Source organism: Gemmatimonadota bacterium, from assembly GCA_040882465.1.
GTDB lineage: Bacteria > Gemmatimonadota > Gemmatimonadetes > Longimicrobiales > Gaopeijiaceae > JBBEBG01.
Genome location: JBBEBG010000017.1, coordinates 101388 through 120910, shown reverse-complemented (window position 1 = coordinate 120910; position 19523 = coordinate 101388). Strand labels below are relative to the sequence as shown.

Annotated in this window: 14 protein-coding genes and 1 pseudogene; 9 read left to right on the top strand and 6 right to left on the bottom strand. The window is 66.5% G+C overall.

Translation table 11 applies throughout. The features are described 5' to 3' along the window. Positions 1 to 12 precede the first annotated feature (12 nt). Positions 13 to 903, bottom strand: coding sequence for a DNA-formamidopyrimidine glycosylase family protein (locus WEG36_05365; protein MEX1257028.1), 891 nt, complete (start codon positions 901 to 903; stop codon positions 13 to 15). Between the two features lie 92 nt (positions 904 to 995). On the opposite strand from WEG36_05365, the gene WEG36_05360 reads away from it, so the two are divergent. The 4 genes from WEG36_05360 (at position 996) to WEG36_05345 (ending at position 3696) form a co-directional block, all read left to right on the top strand. After that, on the top strand, positions 996 to 1400 hold the full coding sequence (locus WEG36_05360; protein MEX1257027.1) for a DUF4870 domain-containing protein: 405 nt from the start codon (positions 996 to 998) through the stop codon (positions 1398 to 1400). Between the two features lie 172 nt (positions 1401 to 1572). Continuing rightward, positions 1573 to 1974, top strand: coding sequence for a CesT family type III secretion system chaperone (locus tag WEG36_05355; GenBank protein MEX1257026.1), 402 nt, complete (start codon positions 1573 to 1575; stop codon positions 1972 to 1974). Positions 1975 to 1978: 4 nt separating this feature from the next. Beyond that, the gene (locus WEG36_05350; protein ID MEX1257025.1) at positions 1979 to 2806 is read left to right on the top strand and encodes a PspA/IM30 family protein; all 828 of its coding nucleotides are present in this window, start codon (positions 1979 to 1981) and stop codon (positions 2804 to 2806) included. An 11-nt stretch (positions 2807 to 2817) separates the two neighbouring features. After that, a complete protein-coding gene (locus WEG36_05345) occupies positions 2818 to 3696 on the top strand; it encodes an aminotransferase class IV (GenBank protein ID MEX1257024.1) in 879 nt (292 codons plus the stop codon). Between the two features lie 54 nt (positions 3697 to 3750). Here WEG36_05345 and WEG36_05340 read toward each other — a convergent pair whose 3' ends face one another. Continuing rightward, positions 3751 to 3981: a hypothetical protein gene (locus tag WEG36_05340; GenBank protein MEX1257023.1), complete on the bottom strand. Its 231-nt coding sequence runs from the start codon at positions 3979 to 3981 to the stop codon at positions 3751 to 3753. Here WEG36_05340 and WEG36_05335 point away from each other — a divergent pair. Further along, positions 3958 to 4143 carry a hypothetical protein gene (locus WEG36_05335; GenBank protein ID MEX1257022.1) on the top strand — a complete coding sequence of 62 codons (186 nt, stop codon included), beginning with the start codon at positions 3958 to 3960 and terminating at the stop codon, positions 4141 to 4143. The genes WEG36_05340 and WEG36_05335 overlap by 24 nt on opposite strands. 237 nt (positions 4144 to 4380) lie before the next feature. Here the strand turns inward: WEG36_05335 and WEG36_05330 are convergent, their stop codons facing one another. Together WEG36_05330 and WEG36_05325 are read right to left on the bottom strand one after the other, a co-directional pair. After that, a complete protein-coding gene (locus WEG36_05330; protein ID MEX1257021.1) occupies positions 4381 to 5193 on the bottom strand; it encodes a DUF3108 domain-containing protein in 813 nt (270 codons plus the stop codon). A gap of 26 nt (positions 5194 to 5219) precedes the next feature. Next, entirely contained in the window at positions 5220 to 6497 is a 1278-nt protein-coding gene (locus WEG36_05325; GenBank protein MEX1257020.1) for a DUF1343 domain-containing protein, read from the bottom strand. Positions 6498 to 6636: 139 nt separating this feature from the next. Here WEG36_05325 and WEG36_05320 point away from each other — a divergent pair, with 139 nt between their 5' ends. Together WEG36_05320 and WEG36_05315 are read left to right on the top strand one after the other, a co-directional pair. Beyond that, positions 6637 to 8460: a glycoside hydrolase family 3 N-terminal domain-containing protein gene (locus WEG36_05320; GenBank protein ID MEX1257019.1), complete on the top strand. Its 1824-nt coding sequence runs from the start codon at positions 6637 to 6639 to the stop codon at positions 8458 to 8460. Beyond that, on the top strand, positions 8457 to 11702 hold the full coding sequence (locus tag WEG36_05315) for a glycoside hydrolase family 3 N-terminal domain-containing protein (GenBank protein ID MEX1257018.1): 3246 nt from the start codon (positions 8457 to 8459) through the stop codon (positions 11700 to 11702). Before WEG36_05320 ends, WEG36_05315 begins: the two co-directional genes overlap by 4 nt. Positions 11703 to 11729: 27 nt before the next feature. Here WEG36_05315 and WEG36_05310 read toward each other — a convergent pair whose 3' ends face one another. Then, positions 11730 to 14180 carry a TonB-dependent receptor gene (locus WEG36_05310; protein ID MEX1257017.1) on the bottom strand — a complete coding sequence of 817 codons (2451 nt, stop codon included), beginning with the start codon at positions 14178 to 14180 and terminating at the stop codon, positions 11730 to 11732. 424 nt (positions 14181 to 14604) lie between these two features. Between WEG36_05310 and WEG36_05305 the strand changes: the two genes are divergently transcribed. Next, positions 14605 to 15510: a Fe(3+) ABC transporter substrate-binding protein gene (locus WEG36_05305; protein MEX1257016.1), complete on the top strand. Its 906-nt coding sequence runs from the start codon at positions 14605 to 14607 to the stop codon at positions 15508 to 15510. A 432-nt stretch (positions 15511 to 15942) separates the two neighbouring features. Here WEG36_05305 and ppdK read toward each other — a convergent pair whose 3' ends face one another. Then, positions 15943 to 18744, bottom strand: a complete 2802-nt coding sequence (ppdK, locus tag WEG36_05300; protein ID MEX1257015.1) for a pyruvate, phosphate dikinase — start codon at positions 18742 to 18744, stop codon at positions 15943 to 15945. Positions 18745 to 19096: 352 nt separating this feature from the next. On the opposite strand from ppdK, the pseudogene WEG36_05295 reads away from it, so the two are divergent. After that, a pseudogene (locus tag WEG36_05295) lies at positions 19097 to 19501 on the top strand (DUF1761 domain-containing protein). The last annotated feature ends 22 nt before the right edge of the window (positions 19502 to 19523 follow it).

The window sequence follows — 19523 nt, the reverse complement described above, 5'->3', positions numbered from 1 at the left end:
GCAGCGGATCGCTCAAAGCCCCTCCAATTCCTCGATCGTCTTGGGCCAGTCCTCGCGCAGCAGCCGTGAGAGCGCTCGATCCCTGAGGAGTCGCCCGTCCGTCTGGCACCGTGGGCAATAGTTCGTCTCGTGTTCCCCATGGATGATCCGCTGGATCTGCGTCCCGCAATTCGGACACGGCTTTCCATACTTTCCATGCACTTTCATCGCCGGATGGAAGGCGGTGACCTTTTCGGGAAATCCATCCCCGACTTCGGCGCGGAGCCGTTCCGTCCACTCCGCGAGCGACCACCGCACCGCGCTGAAAAGCCGCTCGATCTCGTCCTCGTCGAGTTGCCCCGTGCGCTGGAGCGGGGAGAGCTTCGCCTCCAAGAGGATCTCGTCGGAGTGCGCGTTTCCGATTCCACTGAAGGTCTTCGGATTGGTGAGCGCGCGTTTCAGGGTCCGGATTTCCCTTCGCAGGGCGCCCGCGAATTCCTCCCGCGACATCTCCAGCGGCTCGACACCCCCCGGGTCCAGGGCGGCGAGTCCCTCCTCCCCACGAACGAGGTGAAGACTCGCCCGTTTCTTGGTACCCGCCTCGGTCAGGAGAAGCGTGCCGTTCGGGAAGTCGAAGGCCGCGTGCGCGCCTTTCCTTGGGATGGCGACGCCCCGGGCCCTCCAGCGAAGCCTTCCGGCGAGCATGAGATGGAGAACGAGGAAGATGCCGCCTTCGAACTCAAGGACGATCCGCTTTCCGAGGCGACGCACCCCAACGACGGTCCGTCCTTCCGCAGCCAGGAGCGGTGGGTCCCATGTCCGGAGGAGCGAAACGGACCGCACCCTCGCCTTCTCCAGGGGCTGCCCTGCGACGCGGCGGGCCAGGGCCTCGACGTAAACGGTGATTTCTGGAAGCTCGGGCATCCGGGTCCCGGCGTTGCTGAATGCACCCGCACGCGCGTATCCTGTCGGCGCACGCCTTCGGGGCGAAGCAACTGAACCCCCTGAACGATGGGATGGATCCGATGACGGCTCCCCTTGGCGACGATCCGGGCCGCGAAGAACGGCAGTGGGCCATGTTTGCGCATCTCTCCGCGCTCGCTGGGGCGCTTGTATCCTCCTGGTTCGGGGGCTTCGGCGTCTTCGTCGGCCCGCTCGTGATCTGGTTGCTGAAGAAGGACGCCATGCCCTTCGTGGACGACCAGGGGAAGGAGGCGCTCAACTTCAACATCACGATGGCGGCCATCGCCTTCGTGCTCTTCCTCCTGACGATCTTCACCCTCGGAATCGGGATCATCGTGACGGGGCCCCTTTTCGCCATCCTCGGGCTCGTCTGGCTCGCTTTCACGATCGTGGCCGCCATCCGGGCGAACGAGGGGAAAAGATATCGCTATCCGGTGACGGTCCGCCTGATCAGGTAGGGAGGCCGCGGGTGCGATGGGGTGCGGGGCGGGCGAGGCACGCTGAATCTTTCCCCACCCCGGGGCGTATGGGTAGTATCCGTGCCGGCTCGGAGGGTTGGCGGGACCCCGTTTCGGGCGACCGCCGGCCCCGGAGGCCGCGCCGTCTCTGGTTCAAGCGAGGGAGGGGGACATGGTGACCCGGGAGGATTTGGAGAGCTTTCTCATCCGCATGGATCTCGAATACGAGGAGATCGCGGAGGGGATGTATCTCGTGCGGAGCCGCGACGACGCGCTCCCGCTGGTGGTGAACCACTCTCCTCCTCTTCTTGTGGTGCGCCTCAAGGTTATGGACCTGCCGCCCGCGAACGGATCCCGTGAGGAGCTTTACCGCACTCTCCTCGAGCTGAACGCCAATGACGTCGTTCATGGGGCCTACGGGCTCGAAGGGACCGAGCTGGTGCTGAACGACACGCTCCAGCTCGAATCGCTGGATCTGCCGGAATTGCAGGCCGCGGTCGAGAGCATTTCGATGGCGGCGTCCAGTCACATCGAGCGGATCAAGTCCCTCGCGGGCGCTCCGGTGGAGGGATGAGCCTATGAGCATCTTCCAGAAGTTGTCGACTCTTTTCCGGTCCAACATCAACGACCTGATCGCCCGGGCCGAACACCCCGAGAAGATGTTGAACCAGATCATCCTCGACATGCGAGATCAGCTGGCCCGCGCCAAGAGAGAAGTCGCGGGCGCGATCGCGGATGAGCGGAAGCTCCGCGTTCAGGTCGAAGATGAAGCGAAGCAGTCGCGGGACTGGGAGAAGCGCGCGGTCCTCGCCGTGCAGGAGGGGCGCGACGACCTCGCGAAACAGGCGCTCCTTCGGCAGTCGGAGCACGGCGAGCGCACGAATTCGCTCCGCCAGACCTGGCAGGCCCAGGCGAATGAAACGGAAAAGCTCAAGACTTCGCTTCGGCAGCTGAACGAAAAGATCGAGGAGGCGAAGCGGAAGCGGAACCTGCTCATCGCCAAACAGAAGCGTTCGCAGGCGCAGAAGCGGATTCACGAGACAATGTCGGGTCTCTCGGACAATTCGGCCTTCGACGCCTTCAACCGGATGGCCGAGCGGATCGAGGCGGAAGAGATGCGCACTCTAGCGGTCGCGGAGGTGTCGGAGAGCCTTTCGGGCGACACCCTGGAGAAGGAGTTCGCGCGGCTGGAGTCCGGAGGCGAGGCGGAGGAACGACTCCTCGCCCTCAAGCGGGAGATGGGCCTCCTCCCGCCGAGCGACGACGAAGTTCGGCGCATCACGGCCGGAGACGGAATCACGAAGGAGGCGGAGAAGCCGAAGAGTGGAACATCCGAGGCCAGTGACATTCAGGAGGCCGAGCTCCTCGAGGAATTCGATCGCCTCGAACATAAAGACCTGCGCTGAGGACGATTTTGGTGTCGGACATCGTATATCTGAACGGAGAATTCCTCCCCCGCTCTGCGGCCCACGTCTCGGTGGATGACCGCGGCTTCCTCTTCGGGGACGGAGTCTACGAGATGACACCAGCCTACGGCGGCCGCTTCTTCCGCCTCGATCGCCACCTGGATCGCCTTCGTTTCGGGCTGGGCGAGCTCTCGATTTCGTTCGACGTCTCGAAGGTGGAGGCGCTTCACCACGAGCTCCTCGAGCGGAACGGGCTGGGGGACGTGGAAATGTCCGCGGTCTACCTACAGGTGACGCGGGGAGAAGCACCCCGCGCGCATCACTTTCCTCCCGAGGGTACACGCGCGACGGCTTACGCTTTCGCGAAAGGATTTCAGCGGCCCAGCCGGGCGGATTGGGAGAGAGGGGTCGCGGCGGTCACGTACCCTGACCGACGCTGGGGACGCGTGGACATTAAGACGCTTCAGCTCCTCCCGAACGCGATGGCCCAACAGGCGGCGCGCACGGCGGGAGTGAGCGACGCGATCCTCGTGCGAGACGGAATCGCGCTCGAAGGGGCGCTGAACAACCTTTTTGTGGTTTTCGGTCGCAGCGTGCGCACACATCCGACCTCGAATCAGATCCTCCCCGGGATCACGCGGAATGCCGTGCTCGAGATCGCGCGCGAAGAGGGATTCGAAGTAGAGGAGCGAGCGACCCCGATCGAGGCGCTCCGCGAGGCTACCGAGGTCTTCCTCACCGGAACGACCACGGAGGTCCGGCCGATCGTCCGAATTGATGACCGCCCGGTCGGAGATGGCCGGGTGGGCACCGTGACGGCAGCGCTTTCAAACGGTTTCCTCGCCCGGGTGTCGGAGGAGTGCGGGGTCACGTCGGCCGCCCTCGCCTGAGGTCGGCGCGTCGGACTTCGAGCGAGACGGAGTGGCGCGGCGACGCCGCGGAGTTCAGTTCGCGGTCACGGCGAGCCCGATCGGCCCGGCGTCCCAGTCCGAGTGAATCCCGTGGTAAAGCTGGAAGGTCACCTGCACGTTTCCCACGCTGAGCGCCTCGATGTCGAGGTGGTCCCCGTGCGATGCGATCGCGATGACGCCCGCAGGTGAGGCGGTTGCGTTCGCGGTGAACTCCCCGCCGAGGTGGATCTCGTCGCTGTCATGATCGAGAAAAGTCGTCTCCACCTCGATCTCTCCTCCTACGATGAGGGAGGGGAGCTCAGCGACATCCCAGGAATCCCCGTCGAAGATGGCGAGAACGGCTCCGGAGTCGCGGTCGCGGAGGACGAGCTGTTCCGGCTCGCCGTGGCCGTCCTGCGTCTTGCGGCGGTCGCACCCGGTTGGTGAGGGCCAGGGCGGCGAGAATCAGAAGGACCGGTGCGCGCATGGGCTCGCCCCGGCTCGTGGTGAGAGTACATTCTCAATACGTAATGAGAATGGTATATCGAGAGGGCGGGGCGAGGCCAGGATCATCCTACTACGGTGGACCGGGGGGGTGGGGACCAAAGGGCCCCTCATTCAAACGGGAAGGCGGAAACGGCACCTTGGAGCGAGGGGGCGCATCGCCCCCGGCCGACTTCGGCGTCAGTGCGCCGCCGCCTCCGTTCGGAGCGGGCGCCCCTCCCGGTATTCCCGGAGGTGGAGCGAAAGCGAACCGATGCTGAGCACCCTCGATTCCAGCCGGACGAGCATGCGGCGCTCGTCGTCGGTGAAGTAGAGCTCCGCGTCGCCTCCTTCCCCGAACAGGCCATCCGACTTGATGATCGGGCGAATGACGATCGTGTCGAAGGTCCCCGCAGGCACCGTGATCCGTTCACGCCGGAGGACCTGGAGCGTCACCGGATTCCGGTCCTGCCGAAAGTAGAGCTCGAACTCGTACGTCTCCCCGACTTCCAGAGGGAGGGTGCGGACGAAATATACGAAGGCGATGTCATCGAGGGGGATCGGGACGGTAAACTCCTCCTCCTCCCCCGCACCCAGAAGCTCCCACCGCCCTTCTTCGGGATAGATCTCGAAATGGCGGTAACGGTGGTAACGGACCTCGTGGATCTCCTGGATGAAGCGCCGGCTCGCCAGCGTTTCGATGTCCATCCAGGACTGGAAGTGGTCGTTCACCCGCGCGAAGGGGATCCCCCCTTCGATCTGCCAGGAGAAGCGATAGGAAGGGCGCCCCCGCACCGGCTCGATCCCGGAAACTTCCATGAGCCCGTCGCCGACCGAGAAGATTCCGAGCTTGACCTGATATTCGGCCCGTTCGCCCGGCCCGAAGGGGACGATGGCGATCGCTGGCTCGACCAGCGTTGGGAGTGGAACGCTCCGCCCGGGCCAAGGCTGTGCTTCCGCCGGCGGCGCCGCGGCAAGCAGCAAGACCACCCCCACCAGGCTCGATCGATTCATGGTTTCGCGATCCGGATTCGATGGCATCAGGGATAAAGTAAGTGCTCGCGCCGGATTTCCTCGAATTCTCTCAGTTGGTCCTGCCATTCGGCGACCAGCTCTGTCCAGCTTCTCCCTTCTTCGACACCGATTCGGAGGCGATAGGTCCCCGCGAGGCGGTCGAAATGGTCCTCCACCCAGCTCCAAGAGGCGCCGGAAAGGCTTCGGGCCTCGATAAGGAGGGCGACCCCGGTACGCGTCGGGTCGTAGACGTGGGGGTCGGTGACCTCCAGCCTCACGCCTCCCACCTCGACCCCGTCAAACTTCCCATCGCCCGGCGAAGACGGTGTGAAGCGCGCTGCGTGGAAGGCCACGCCCGGCAGCTCCAGGGCGGTCATCCGTTGAGCTAGCTCACTTCCGTCGAGCCAGGGAGCGCCGATCCATTGAAAGGCCCGATCCGTCCCTCTTCCCACGGAGAGATTCGTGCCCTCGAAGAGGCAAGTGCCGGGGTAGTGGAGCGCGCTCTCCAGGTTCGGCATGTTGGGGGAGGGAGGGCGCCAGGGGAGCCCCGTATCGAAGAAAAGCATGTCGCGCGTCCAACCCTCCGCCGGAATCTGGTGGAGCGTCGCCCCCACTCCGAATTCGTCGCGGAAGAGCCGCGCGAGCTCGGCGGGAGTCATCCCGTGCCGCATCGGGATCGGATAAAGCCCCACGAAGGAAGAGAATTCGGCGTCGAGGACGTTTCCCTGGACGAGGTCTCCCCCGATCGGATTCGGGCGGTCGAGGACGATGAAAGGAATCCCCGCGGCGGCCGCCCCTTCCATCGCGTACGCCATCGTGTAGATGTAGGTGTAGTATCGAGTGCCGATGTCCTGGATATCGAAGAGGAGGACTTCGATCCCCTCGAGCATCTCGGGGGTCGGGCGAAGGGTTGCGCCGTAGAGGGAATGAATCGGGAGTCCCGTGGCCGAGTCCACACCGTCCTCGATCGGTTGGCCCGCCTCGGCGGCCCCGCGAATCCCATGCTCGGGCGAAAAAAGCGCCACGAGCTCCACCTCGGGATGGGAGGCGAGACGGTCTATGGACGACACGCCCGCCGCGTCCGTTCCCGTCTGATTCGTGATGAGACCGACCCTCCGCCCCCGCACCAGATGCAACGAGTCGTCCAGGAGGACGTCGATGCCGGGACGAACGGCGTGGACCCCGGTTTCTTCGATGCCGGATGCTTCGGCGTCGTCTCCGTGGGCGGCGCAGGCGGAGAGCCCGAGGATTAGAGCCGTGGAAGCGCCACGCATCGCCCCCAAACGCCCACGTTGTCCGCGCATCGGGATCCCCCTACCTTGGCCCGTTGTCAGGGTGCGCCCCGATCCCCTTCCGGCGACCCCTGTCCTCGAACTTCGACTTCCGGCCGGACCAGGTCAACGCGGGCGCCCGGCACCCATCGCACCTCCCGCACGGCGGTCCATGCCCTCTCGATCGGGCGCGCGCGCGCTCCTCCTCGCTCCGCTTCTCCTTCTCCGCGCAACGCTTCCCCTCGCGAGCCAGGACGCCGGTCCCGGCCAAAGCAACGCCGAGTCCTGGGTCGAGGTGACCCTCGGTGAGCTCACACTTCGCCAAAAAGTCGGCCAGATGATCGTCCCCTGGGTCCTGGGGGACTTTTCCCCCGCGGACTCGGAGGAATTCGAGCGGATTTCTCAGCTGATCGCCGAACATGAGATCGGAGGGCTCCTCGTCTCGAACGGGACGCCGCTCGATGTGGCCGCCAAACTGAATGTCTTTCAGAGGCAGTCCCGACTCCCTCTCCTCGTGGCGGCGGACCTGGAAACGGGCGCCGGACTGAGGCTGCGAGGGGCTGTGCACCTTCCGGGCGGGACGGATCTCGGGGGAGCGACGGACTTCCCTTCTCTCATGGCCCTCGGCGCCACGGGTGACCGGTATCTTGCGTACGAGATGGGCCGAATCACCGCCGAAGAGGCGCGGGCGGTCGGAATCCATATCCCCTTCGCGCCGGTTCTCGACGTGAATTCGAATCCCGAGAATCCGATCATCAACACGCGTTCGTTCGGAGAGGACCCCGATCTCGTGGCCGGCCTCGGGGCCTGCCTTCTCCGCGGGATCCAGGACTACGGGGCGATCGCCACCGCGAAACACTTCCCCGGGCACGGGGACACGGATACCGATTCGCACCTGGCCCTTCCTATCATCCGAGCCGGGATGGATCGCCTGGACCGGACGGAGCTAGTTCCTTTCCGAGCGGCCGTAGGCGCCGGAGTGGGGGCGATCATGACGGCTCACATCGCCCTGCCGGAGATCGCGGAGGCGGCGAACCTCCCCGCGACCCTTTCGCGAAACGTCCTGACCGGGCTCCTGCGGGAAGAGCTCGGCTTCGAGGGGCTCATCTTCACCGACGCGATGGACATGGACGCGATCGATCGCCTCTTTCCGGGAGAAGAGGCGGCGGTGCGGGCGGTCGAGGCGGGGGCCGACGTGATCCTCCTCCCTCCCAGCCCGGAGGTCGCCATCCGAGGGATCATGTCGGCGGTCCTTTCCGGACGGATTCCCGAGGAACGGATCAACGCCTCCGTCGAACGGATCCTCCGGGCGAAGGCGGCGATGGGGCTCCACCAGGAGCGGACCGTGGACCTCGAGGCGATCCATCGGCGTCTCGGGCTCTCCGGGAGCCGAGAGGTGGCCCAGGAAATCGCAAACCGTTCGATCACTCTGCTCACGAACGGAAGGAATCTCCTCCCGCTCGTCGGGACACGGAGCGCGAACGTCCTCTCCGTGTCCTATCGCAGGGCGAACGACCTGTTGGCCGGGCGCTTCTTCAACGGACGGCTCCGGGAGACTTATCCGCAGCTCCAGACGGCAGTGGTCGGCGCGGACACACCGAGAGAGGAGTACCAGCGACTCCTCACGCGCGCCCGGTCGGCCGATCTCGTCGTCCTGTCGCTCTACATCACCGCGGTGTCCAGCTCCGGGACGGTCGCGGCTCCGGAGGACCTGGTCGAGTTCATCGAGGCCGTCGCGCGCTCCGAGCGTCCGAATGTCGTCGTTTCGTTCGGGAACCCCTATCTGCTCGGCGATTTCCCGGGCGTGCAGGCCTACCTTCTGGCGTGGAGCGGCGCCGAATCGAGCCAACTCGCCGCGGCCCGGGCCCTTTTTGGCGAAGTCCGAATCCAGGGGCGCACCCCGACGCGGATCCCCCCCGACTTTGCGATCGGAGCCGGAATCGAGCTCGTGGGCCTGCGCGTGGCCGAAAGCGCGATCGAAGGGGAGTGCGGATGAGGGCGCGCCTCTCGGGGAAGGCCCGGATGCGGCTCGCCGTTGGGCTGATTTCCGTTGCGTGCGTGGGGTGTGCGCCGGGGGGCGGTGGGTCCGGCGCTTCGGGTGCGAACGCACCCCCGAGGTTCGCCGTGCTCCCGGACCGCCCGGACGCGGAGGGTGCCCGGTGGGTCGCCGAGACGCTTTCCGAGCTCACGCTCGAAGAGGCCGTGGGCCAGCTCGTCTTCCCCTGGATCTCGGGCGCCTATGCCCCCGTGGACGATCCGGAGTTCGTCGAGGCTGTCGAGTGGGTGGAACGCTGGGGGATTGGTGGCGTCGCCATCTCCATCGGCACTCCGCACGCCTACGCCGCCAAGCTGAACGCCCTCCAGTCCCGCGCCGGTCTTCCCCTTCTCGTCGCCGCAGACTTCGAAAACGGGGGCCCGGGGATGCGGATCAACCACAGCTACGCCCTCCCCTCTCTCCTTCCGCAGGGCGGGGGGACGAGCTTCCCGCCGACGATGGCCTTCGGGGCGGTGGGAGACGCCGAAGAGGTGGCCCTGTACGCGCGGATCACTGCGAGGGAAGCGCGCGCCGTGGGCGTGCATATCAACTTCGCCCCCGTCCTCGACGTCAATTCGAACCCCGAAAACCCGATCATCAACACCCGGGCCTTCGGCGAGTCTGCGGAGGAGGTCGCGCGGCTCGGGCGAGCGTACATCCGCGGGGCCAGGGAAGGGGGGATCCTCACGACGGCGAAGCACTTTCCTGGGCACGGGGACACCCGAGTGGACTCGCACCTCGTCCTTCCCGAGGTCTCCGCCGATCGCAGGCGGCTCGACGCCGTCGAGCTGGTCCCCTTCCTCGCGGCGGTGGAGGAGGGAGTGGACGCGGTCATGACCGCGCACGTCTCCGTCCCGGGGATCCTCGGGACGGGCGCGCCCCCGGCGACTCTTTCTCCCGAGTTCATGACGGAGCTCCTCCGGGAAGAGATGGGGTTCACCGGCCTTCTCTTCACTGACGCCCTTCGGATGGGCGCGATCACGGAAGGGTACGGCGCCGGGGAGGCTGCGGTCCTCGCCCTCGAAGCGGGGGCAGACGTGATCCTCATTCCGGAATCCGTACCGGCGGCCATCACCGCTGTAGTCGAGGCCGTACGGTCGGGACGCGTCACGCGCGAACGCGTGGACGCCTCTGTCCGGCGAATCCTCGAGGCGAAGGCCCGGGTGGGAGTGCACCGCGAACGGATGGTCCCCATCGAGAGCGTCGCACAGGTCGTCGGAGTCTCGGAGCATCGGCGCGCGGCGGAGCGGGTCGCCGCCCGTTCGATCACCCTTCCCCGCGACGCGGGAGCGATCCTTCCCCTCGATCCCGAGAGGGTGCGCCGCGTCCTCAGCGTGACGTACGCGGCGCCGGAGGATCTTCCGGCCGGCCGGGAGTTCGACGCGGTTCTCGCGGGGCTCGTTGCGGAGGTCGAGAGCGCGCGCATCGCCCCGACCGCGGACGAGGAGGAACTCGACGCGGTGGAAGAGCTCGCCCGTGAAGCGGACGTCGTGCTCGTGAACGCCTACGTCCCGCCGCGGGCGGGAGCCGGGACGGTGGCCCTCCCCACGGCGGTTCAGGACTTCGTCCGCGAGCTGATCGAGGGGCATCCCACCGTCCTGGTCTCTTTCGGGAATCCCTATCTCCTGAATGCGCTTCCCGAAGTAGGGAGTTACCTGATCGCCTGGGGAGACCGGGAGGTCTCGCAAGCGGCGGCGGCGCGGGCGGTGGCGGGGGCCGCCGCGATCACCGGGCGGCTTCCCATCACCCTCCCAGGGCTCCACAGTCGAGGCGACGGGTTGGGTCGCGCCGCGATTCCGGAAGTGGCGGCGAGGGCCGGCGCGCGGCGGGACGCCCTCGACGAAGCGGGATTGGTGCGGGGGGGCGCGGATGACCTCCTTCCCGATACCGTGGAGGCGGGAGGACCCGTCGGGGCCGCCCCCGGCGGGGGCGCGGGGCCGGCCGTCGGGACTTCCGGCGCCGGCGGGGGAGCCGCTGTTTTTGCGGCGCCGCCTTCCTGGCTCGCTCTGCCGATTTCCCCGCTCGAGGCGGACCCGCGCTCCGTCGGAATGGACCCGGCAAGCCTCGAGGCGCTCGACGACTATATCCTGCGTGCCCTCGCGGACTCGGTCGCCCCGGGCGCAGCCCTCGCCGTAATGCGCCACGGTCGGCTCGTCCGCCTTCGGGGGTACGGACGGCTGGACTGGAATCTGGGGAGCGCAGCGGTGACGCCCTTCTCGCTCTACGACCTCGCTTCACTCACGAAGGTGGTCGGGACGACCTCGGCGGTCATGCTCCTCGTGCAGGAGGGGCGGCTCGGCCTCGAGGACCCCGTCGTCCGCCATCTTCCCGGCTTCGATCGAGGGGATCCCCGGAAGGCCGAAGTCACGATCCGGGACCTCCTTCTCCACCGAAGCGGACTTCCGGCCTATGTCGGATTTTACCAGGATCTCTCGGGGAAGGCGGCGATCCAGGAGGCGGTCTTCGACCTCCCGCTCGCGACGGAGCCAGGGGCCGAAAACGTCTATTCGGACATCGGGTTCATCACCCTCGCCTGGGTGGTGGAGGCGATCGCGGGGGAGCCGCTCGATGCCATCCTGGAGCGTCGGGTCTTCGGACCGCTCGGGATGGCCGACACCGGCTTCCTTCCCGCGGCCGTGGACCGGGAGCGCATCGCGCCCACCGAGCGGACCACCGCGTGGAGGCCGTACCCTCTCGTCGGCGAAGTCCACGACGAAAACGCGCACGCCCTCGGGGGGATTGCCGGGCACGCCGGACTTTTTTCGTCGGCCCAAGACCTCGCGGTCTTCGCCCAGATTCTTCTGGGCACCGGGCTCGCGCGCCCCTGCGACTACGCCGTGGGAAGCGGGATTCCCTGCGGTTCGGAGAGCCCTTTCCGGGAGGTGCGACTCTTCCGGGAGGATACATTGGGCCGCTTCACGGTCCGGGAAGATCCGGAGGTGAGCCGCGCCCTCGGGTGGGATACCCCTTCGGGGAGCTCTTCCGCCGGGGACTATCTCTCGGAGAGCTCCTTCGGGCACACCGGCTTCACGGGAACATCCATCTGGATCGACCCCGAGCTGGAGCTGGTCGTCGTCCTGCTGACCAATCGCGTGAACCCCAGCCGGGACAACCAACGCCACATCCCCTTCCGGCGCGCGGTTCACGACGGCGTGGCCACGGCGGTCGTGGACCGCCCCGTGGAGCGCCGCGAACCGGACTGAGCGCGGCGGCCCCCTGTCCCGGCCGGCCTACCTGCCGATCCTGACCCCCGCCTGAATCGTGCGCGGGAGTCCCGGCCGAAGCCCCGCGGGGCGCCGCGAGACCGCGTAGCTCGCGTCGGCCAGATTCTGGATCCCCGCAAAGACCGTGGCCATCCCCGGGATCTGGAGCTCCCCGGAAATCGAGAAGACCAGGTGCGCGTCGGTGCGCTCGTTCGAGGGAATCTCGCCCTGACCGGCCACCGTGCGACTCTCACCGGTTCCCTCGGCTCCGAGTGTGATCCCCCAGAGGTCTCCCCGCACGCCGAGTGTCCCGTGGAACTGGTGCTTCGGATTGTAGGGGAGCTCGTCTCCGACCTCGACGGTGCCCCAGGGCTCGAAGGCGCTCGCGAAGTCGTTTCGGAACTCGGCCTGCGTGAAGGTATAGGTGACCCGGAGGGGAACCCGGAGGCCGGTGAGGCGGCCGTCCGCAAGATCCAATTCCCCGGCCGCCTCGATCCCGCGCGCAACGACCTTTCCTCCATTGAAGAGGTCGCCCGTGCCCGGAGTCCCGCTCGCTAGGGTCTCCGCTCCGAGGATGTTCGAGTAATGGCTGTAGAATCCCACCAGGTCGAGTCCCTTCGAGCCGCGGCGGTACCGGGTTCCGATCTCCCAGCTCGCGCTCGATTCGGGCCGGGTCTCCTCGTCCGCACCCGGTCCGGGAGGCCCGAAGCCGCGATGCACCCCTCCGAAGACGTGCGTGGAGGGGGAGACTTCGTAGGATGCGCCGAGGCCGGGAACCCAGGCTTCCACCGAGTTCTCGCGCACGGTTCCCGGTCCCGTGCGCTCCAGATCCTGCGCGCCCCAGTTCGTGTCCGTGAAGTCGATCGTCTCGTATCGGAGCCCCGGGGTCAGGGTGACGCGTCCGGCCCGGACCTCGTCCTGGATGTACATGGCGATCGCCCGCGCGTCCACCACCCGATTCGTCTGCGCTCCATGGATCCCGGGATTCGTCAACGTCATGACCCCGTCGGTCATGCGGTAACCGTCCTCCCAATGGAAGCGGTCCTCCTCGTCCTCGTGGATCCTCACGCCGAGCTCGAGCTGGTGGCGGGCACCGAGAGCGTTGGCCCGCACGCCCAGGACGGTCTGGATTCCGCGTGCCAGGTACTCGCGGTTGTTCGCGCGGATCCGAAGCGCGTTGTCGCCGCTGTCACCCCCGTTGAGGATCGCGAGCTCAGCGGGAAACTGCTCGGGGTCGTCGAGGACCGCGTTGAGCGACCTGCCTCCAACGCTTTGCAGCTTGTACCAGTTCCGCGCGAAAGTGTTTTGGTACAGGGTGGTGGTCAGATCGAACCCTGAAGAGGTCGTGAGGAAGTGCCGGAGTTGAAGCTGGTCGTGCTCGGTTTCCATCAGGTCGAGTCGTGACCCTGCGTATCGGAGCAAGGGCGTCGCCTGAAAGTCCCCATCGGTGATTCCAAGGTACGTTTCGTCCGATGCCTGTTCGACACGTCCCACCTTGAGCTCCACTTCCTGATACGTGGGGGCGTCCCGCCGCGTGTTCGCGCGAAGGCGAGCCAGGTAGTCCTCGAGGCGGTATCCGGTGTCGCCACCCCCCTGGAGCTCCTTGAATCCGTCCGTGGCGACTTGGTACGTCTCGATCCATGCGCCGAAATGGTCGGTGGCGCCGCCGATCCCTCCCCGCCCCTTGAAGGACCCGTAGGCGCCGCCCGAGAGCTCCGCCTCCCAGGCGAGACGCTCGGGGATCGAGCGCGATACGAGATTGATCGCGCCCCCCGTGGTCCACGGTCCATAGCGGATCTGGCTCGATCCCTTTCGGACCTCCACCCCCTCCATGCGGCCCATCGTCGGCACGTAATAGGCCGCCGGCGCCGAATACGGAGCGGGGGCCACGAGTATGCCGTCCTCCATCAGGGTGACCTTCGAGCTTCGCTCCGCGCCCGTGCCGCGGAGTCCGATATTGGGGCGCAGGCCGAATCCTTCTTCGTCCTGGATGTTCACTCCGGGGATGCGCCGGAGAGTCGCGTGGATATCGTCGAAGAGGAGGGGCTGGATCCGAAGATCGGCGCGGCTGAGGAAATGAGCCGATCCCGGCGCGCTACCCATCACGAGCGGATCGCCGACGAGCCGGGTTCGCGTCATCAGAACGACGAGTGGGTCGAGAGCGACCTCACCGCGCGCCATCTCGACGCGGAGATCGCGGATTCCCGCGGCGGTCACGTCGAGCTCGAGGGTGACCGGAGCGTATCCGAGCCGCGAAAAGCTCACCCGGGCCGGCCCCACCGGAATGCCGGAGAGGGCGAATCCACCGTGCGCGTCGGAGCTTCCGCGCACCCCCGTCCCCTCGACCTGGACGATCACGGAGGAAAGTGGAGCCCCCCGGTCGGAGCTCACGACCTGACCAACGAGACGGGAGGTTTGCTGTGCGCCTAAGGGAAAAGTCGCGAACAGGAAAGTGGCGGCGAGGATCAGCGGGCGCATGAACGTCCTGGCGGGCTCGGGGGTCGGGGCCGTATTATGGATGAGAACCATTCTCAAGAACCGATGCCGACATCATATGGGGGAGCGCAACCCGGGTCAAGGAGTAGTTGAGATTTAATCTCAATCTCATTAATCTGACTTCCAGGGAACGGTCCACTCCGGACCATCTCTGGGAACCCAAAGACTGAAAGAGGCGGCAATGCGTCGCGACCGATGCGATTTCCGACACCCCGAATGCGGGACCCGTTCAACCTCCGGTGGCGGTGACCAGCAGGCGCGGCGCGAACTCCGCCGGTCCAAGGGACCCTGGTCCGCGGCGCCGCGGGCCGTTCTGATTTCCCTGGCTCTGGTCGGATGCCAGGAGGGTTCCGACGGCCCGCCCGTCGTGAACGTTTATAGCCACCGTCATTATGAGGCGGATCAGATGCTCTTCGACCGGTTCAGCGAGCTGACCGGAATCGAAGTGCGCGTCGTGACCGCGTCCGCCGATGAGCTAATTACGCGGCTCGAGCGAGAGGGAGAGGCCTCGCCGGCGGACCTTCTCATCACGGTGGATGCGGGCCGCCTCCATCGAGCCAAGGAGCTCGGGCTACTTCAGCCCGTCGAGTCCGAGGTCCTCACCGAGACGGTTCCAGCCCACCTTCGCGACTCCGAGGGATATTGGTTCGGGCTTACCCAGCGGGCGCGCATCCTCGCGTACGCTCTCGATCGGGTGAGTCCGGACGAGCTTTCGACGTACGAGGACCTCGCCGACCCACGCTGGCGGGGGCGCGTGCTCGTCCGCAGCTCGGAAAACATCTACAACGTCTCGCTCCTGGCTTCGATGATCGCGGCCAATGGACTGGAGGCATCCGAAGCGTGGGCCGCCGGCGTTGCGGCGAACTTTGCGCGCCCGCCGCAGGGTGGAGATACGGAGCAGATTACGGACGCCGCCGCCGGTGTCGGCGACGTGGCGATCGTCAACACCTACTACGTCGGCCGCCTCCTCGACGACCCCGATCCCGCGAACCGGGCTCTTGCCGAGCGGATCGGCGTCTTTTTCCCGAACCAGGACGGAAGGGGCACCCACGTCAATGTGAGTGGCGCCGGCGTCACGACGCACGCTCCCAATCCTGAGAACGCGCTCGCCCTCCTCGAATTTTTCGTCAGCGAAGAAGCGCAGCGGATTTTCGCCGAGGCGAACTTCGAGTACCCGGTCCGGGAGGGGGTGGCGTGGGCACCGGTCCTCGAGGAGTGGGGCATGTTCCGAGCGGATACGCTGAGCCTCGACGTGCTCGGCGAGCTCAACAACGAAGCGGTGATGGCCTTCGATCGTGCCGGATGGCCCTGAGGCGTAACCGAAGGAGTGCGCGGGCGGGTCGTCCGAAGACGCCACTCACCCCGCGCCGGATCACCTCAACCGTTTATGTCGTCCGACCCCGGTCCGTCCGAGACGGGCACATCGACACCGTGCTCCGAATGGATCTCGGGCGGGGCAGGTGAACCGATCTCGGGTGCCGGCTGGGAACGGAGCACGGGAAGAACGGCCAGCAGACCCGCGAGGCGAAGGAGAACGATAAGCGGAAGCGTCACCGCCCGGGGGCGGGAAGAACGTGTCTCGGAGGGCACGGTATTTTTCCTGGATCTATGTGACTCGCCCCGGTCGGCATCGTGCAGGACCGGGCGATAGAAGATGCACCGGCAAGGCTGCGGAAATGCGGGTGCGCGTAAAGCGGCGGAGACTGCTGCCGCCCGCCGGGGTCGGGCGCTTACCCGCGCCTCCTCAGGTCCTCGCCTTCTCCGGCTCCCCACGCCCGCTCGACTCCACGCGGGGGCCCGTTGCATCCCTCGGGGCCGCCGGCATCGGCGTCCACCCGATGGTCTTGACCGCCGCCTGAGCCGCGGCGAGGCGCGCGACGGGGACGCGGAAGGGAGAGCAACTCACGTAATTCAGCCCGATGTTGTGGCAGTATTCCACGGACTTCGGGTCGCCCCCGTGCTCGCCACAGATCCCGATTTCGAGATCGGGCCGGGTCGCGCGCCCGAGTCTGACGGCCGTCTCCATGATCCGGCCCACACCATCCACATCCAGCGTCGCGAAGGGGTTGTCGGGGAGGACCTGCGTCTGGATGTAGTGGATCAGGAAACCAGACTCGGCGTCGTCGCGGGAAATTCCGTAAACCGTCTGCGTGAGGTCGTTCGTGCCGAAGGAGAAAAACTCGGCGACCTCGGCGATGGAGTCCGCCGTGAGCGCTGCCCGGGGGATCTCGATCATCGTCCCGAGCTTATAGGGGATTTCCATCTTCTCCTCCTCCATCACCGCCGACGCCTCCAGCTGCACCACGTCCCTCTGCGCCTTGAGCTCGTTCACGTGCGAGACGAGGGGAATCATCACCTCGACCTGTACGTCCACCCCCTCACGCGTGCACTGCGCCGCAGCCTGGAAGATGGCCCGCGTCTGCATCCGCGTGAGCTCCGGCATCAGCATGGCAAGCCGGACGCCCCGGGTTCCCAGCATCGGATTCGACTCGAGGAGGTCTTCGGTCCGCGAGAGGAAGTCCTGCTTCGCGCGGATCTCCTCCAGCGTCTCGTCGATCTCCCGAAGGCTTCCGAGATGATGGAGCTTCACTTTGAGCTCAGCGAGCTCGCGGAGGAGCTCCTGATGGCTCGGGAGAAACTCGTGCAGGGGTGGGTCGAGGAGTCTGACCACGACCGGAAGCCCGTCCATCGCGCGATAAAGCCCCTCGAAGTCCGAGCGTTGGAGGGGGAGGAGACGGTCCAGTGCCTCCTGCCGTTCTGCCGTACCCCGCGCCATGATCATCTCACGCATGACGGGGAGGCGATTTTCCTCGAAGAACATGTGCTCGGTCCGGCAGAGCCCGATTCCCTCTGCTCCCATCGAGCGCGCTCGGCGCGCGTCCTCAGGGTAATCCGCGTTGGCCCAGACCTGAAGTGTCCTGTATTCGTCGGCCCATTCGAGAAGACGACTGAGCCAGGGGTCCCCGAGATCCGGCACAACGGTGGGGAGCGCACCCAGGTAAACTTCGCCCCGCGTCCCGTCTATGGAGATCGCATCCCCCTCGCGGATGGTCGTGTCGCCGGACCGGGCTTCCCGATTGTCCAGGTCGATCTCGAGGGTCTCGATCCCGACCACCGCCGGTTTTCCGAACTGGCGGGCGACGAGGGCCGCGTGGCTGGTACGTCCCCCCCGGCTCGTGACGATTCCGTTCGCGGCGAGCATCCCATGGACGTCGTCGGGCTTCGTTTCGGGACGGACCATGATGACGTCTTTGCCCTCTTCCTTCGCCCACCGCTCGGCCGTGTCCGCGTCGAACGCGACGACGCCGACCGCCGCGCCCGGCGAGACGTTGAGGCCGCGTGCCAGAACTTGCGCCCGGCCGCGGGCCTCTTCGTCGAACTGCGGATGGAGGTAGAAGTCCACCTGGGTGGGGCTCACGCGAAGCACGGCTTCCTGCCGCTCGAGCAGGCCTTCGTCCACCATGTTCACGGCGATCCGAACCTCGGCCTGGGCCGTGCGTTTCCCGTTCCGGGTCTGGAGGAGCCAGAGCCGACCGTCTTCGATCGTGAACTCCAGGTCCTGCATGTTCCGGTAGTGCCGTTCCAGCTTATCCGCGATCGCGCAGAGCTCTGCGTAGGGTTCCGGGAAACGTTCGGCCATCGCGCTGATGTCCAGCGTCTTCCGCGTTCCGGCCACGACATCTTCCCCCTGGGCGTTGATCAGGAAGTCGCCGTGCAATCCCGGCTCGCCCGTCGAAGGATTCCGGCTCATCACGACGCCCGTTCCCGAATTGTCTCCCATGTTTCCGAAGACCATCGTCACGATATTGACCCCGGTCCCGAGGTCGTGTGGGATCCCGGACGCGTTCCGGTAGTCGGTGGCCCGCTTGGTATTCCACGACTCGAAGACCGCCTCCGTGGCGGCGCGGAGCTGTTCGATGGGGTCCTGGGGGAAGGGTGCGCGGGTGTGCGCGCGCACCAGCTCCTGGAACCGCTGGGCGAGGGCCTTCCAATCCTCAGCGCCGAGATCGGAGTCCGTGGAGACTCCCGCTTGCGCCTTTCGCCGCTCGATTTCCTTCTCGAAGATCTCGTCTTCCATCCCGCGGACGACGGTCCCGAACATCTGGACGAGCCGGCGGAAGGAGTCGTAGACGAAGCGCGGGTCGCCGGTGAGCTGGACCATTCCGCGGGCGACCTTGTCGTTCATCCCGAGGTTTAAGACCGTGTCCATCATCCCCGGCATGGAAAACTTCGCTCCGGAGCGGCAGGAGACGAGGAGGGGGCGTTCCGGGTTTCCGAATTCCTTCCCCGTCATCTCCTCGATCCGGCGGAGCGCGTCAATCTCCTGGTCCCAGATGTCCGTGGGGAATCGGCCCTGATCCGTCAGGTAGGCGATACACGCCTCGGTGGTCACGGTGAACCCGGGAGGGACGGGGACGCCGATCCGCGTCATCTCCGCCAGATTCGCGCCCTTGCCGCCGAGGAGGGTCCGGACCCCTTCCCAGTCTCCCGCGGTGGATTCCGCCTCGGCGAGCTCCGAATACAGGTAAACCCACTTCTTCGCCATCGGTACCCCTCTCTTCTTGGAGGCCGAGGCTCCGAATCGGAACGAGAGCCGTGGAGCCCGACCGCACGCGCGTTCTGGAGCCTGGGAGCAAGTTTCAGGCCGGACATACAATGCGCAATCAGACCGCCACGCGTCCAGCCCCGGGGAGTTTCGGTACACATTGGCCTCAGGTTTTCTGACCTCCTCGGGCTGGCGGCGCGACAGCTGATGCGGCGGTCCGACGAAACGGTGCGAGCGCGGCCTCACTCGGCGGAGGATCGAGGCCTCCGGCCGCTCTCCGGTGGCGGGGGGCGGTCCCCCGCCCTAATCATGTCCCGCCCCGGCATTCCCCCGCATCCACGGAGATCGCTGCATGGACATGTCCACGATCAACTGGCTCGCCGTCGCCGCCGCGTCCCTCGTCGGCTTCGTGGTCGGGCCCCTCTGGTACGGCCCGCTCTTCGGGAAGAGCTGGATGGCGACGGTCGGCTTGAAGCCCGAGGATGCGGGGAGGGCGAACATGGCGGCGATCTACTCCCTCTGCCTCCTGCTCCAGGCGGTCATGGCCCTTTGCCTCGCGATGTTCTTGAATGCGCCGGAGATTGGCCTCGCAGAGGGCGCCATGTACGGATTCCTGACGGGAGCCGGGTAGATCGCGCCCGCGCTTGCCGTCAACGCACTCTTCGAGATGAAACCGGCCCGTTACATGGCGATCAACGGGGGCTACTGGATCGTGATCTTCACTCTTATGGGAGTGATCCTGGGAGGGTGGAAATAGTGGGGAACCGCGCCCCGCGCCC

Excerpts from the sequence above, each read along its gene's own strand:
- WEG36_05365 (MEX1257028.1), bottom strand. The coding sequence starts at position 903 with ATGCCCGAGCTTCCAGAAATCACCGTTTACGTCGAGGCCCTGGCCCGC.
- WEG36_05360 (MEX1257027.1), top strand. The coding sequence starts at position 996 with ATGGATCCGATGACGGCTCCCCTTGGCGACGATCCGGGCCGCGAAGAA.
- WEG36_05355 (MEX1257026.1), top strand. The coding sequence starts at position 1,573 with ATGGTGACCCGGGAGGATTTGGAGAGCTTTCTCATCCGCATGGATCTC.
- WEG36_05350 (MEX1257025.1), top strand. The coding sequence starts at position 1,979 with ATGAGCATCTTCCAGAAGTTGTCGACTCTTTTCCGGTCCAACATCAAC.
- WEG36_05335 (MEX1257022.1), top strand. The coding sequence starts at position 3,958 with ATGATCGAGAAAAGTCGTCTCCACCTCGATCTCTCCTCCTACGATGAG.
- WEG36_05330 (MEX1257021.1), bottom strand. The coding sequence starts at position 5,193 with ATGAATCGATCGAGCCTGGTGGGGGTGGTCTTGCTGCTTGCCGCGGCG.
- WEG36_05325 (MEX1257020.1), bottom strand. The coding sequence starts at position 6,497 with ATGCGCGGACAACGTGGGCGTTTGGGGGCGATGCGTGGCGCTTCCACG.
- WEG36_05320 (MEX1257019.1), top strand. The coding sequence starts at position 6,637 with ATGCCCTCTCGATCGGGCGCGCGCGCGCTCCTCCTCGCTCCGCTTCTC.
- WEG36_05315 (MEX1257018.1), top strand. The coding sequence starts at position 8,457 with ATGAGGGCGCGCCTCTCGGGGAAGGCCCGGATGCGGCTCGCCGTTGGG.
- WEG36_05310 (MEX1257017.1), bottom strand. The coding sequence starts at position 14,180 with ATGCGCCCGCTGATCCTCGCCGCCACTTTCCTGTTCGCGACTTTTCCC.
- WEG36_05305 (MEX1257016.1), top strand. The coding sequence starts at position 14,605 with ATGCTCTTCGACCGGTTCAGCGAGCTGACCGGAATCGAAGTGCGCGTC.
- ppdK (MEX1257015.1), bottom strand. The coding sequence starts at position 18,744 with ATGGCGAAGAAGTGGGTTTACCTGTATTCGGAGCTCGCCGAGGCGGAA.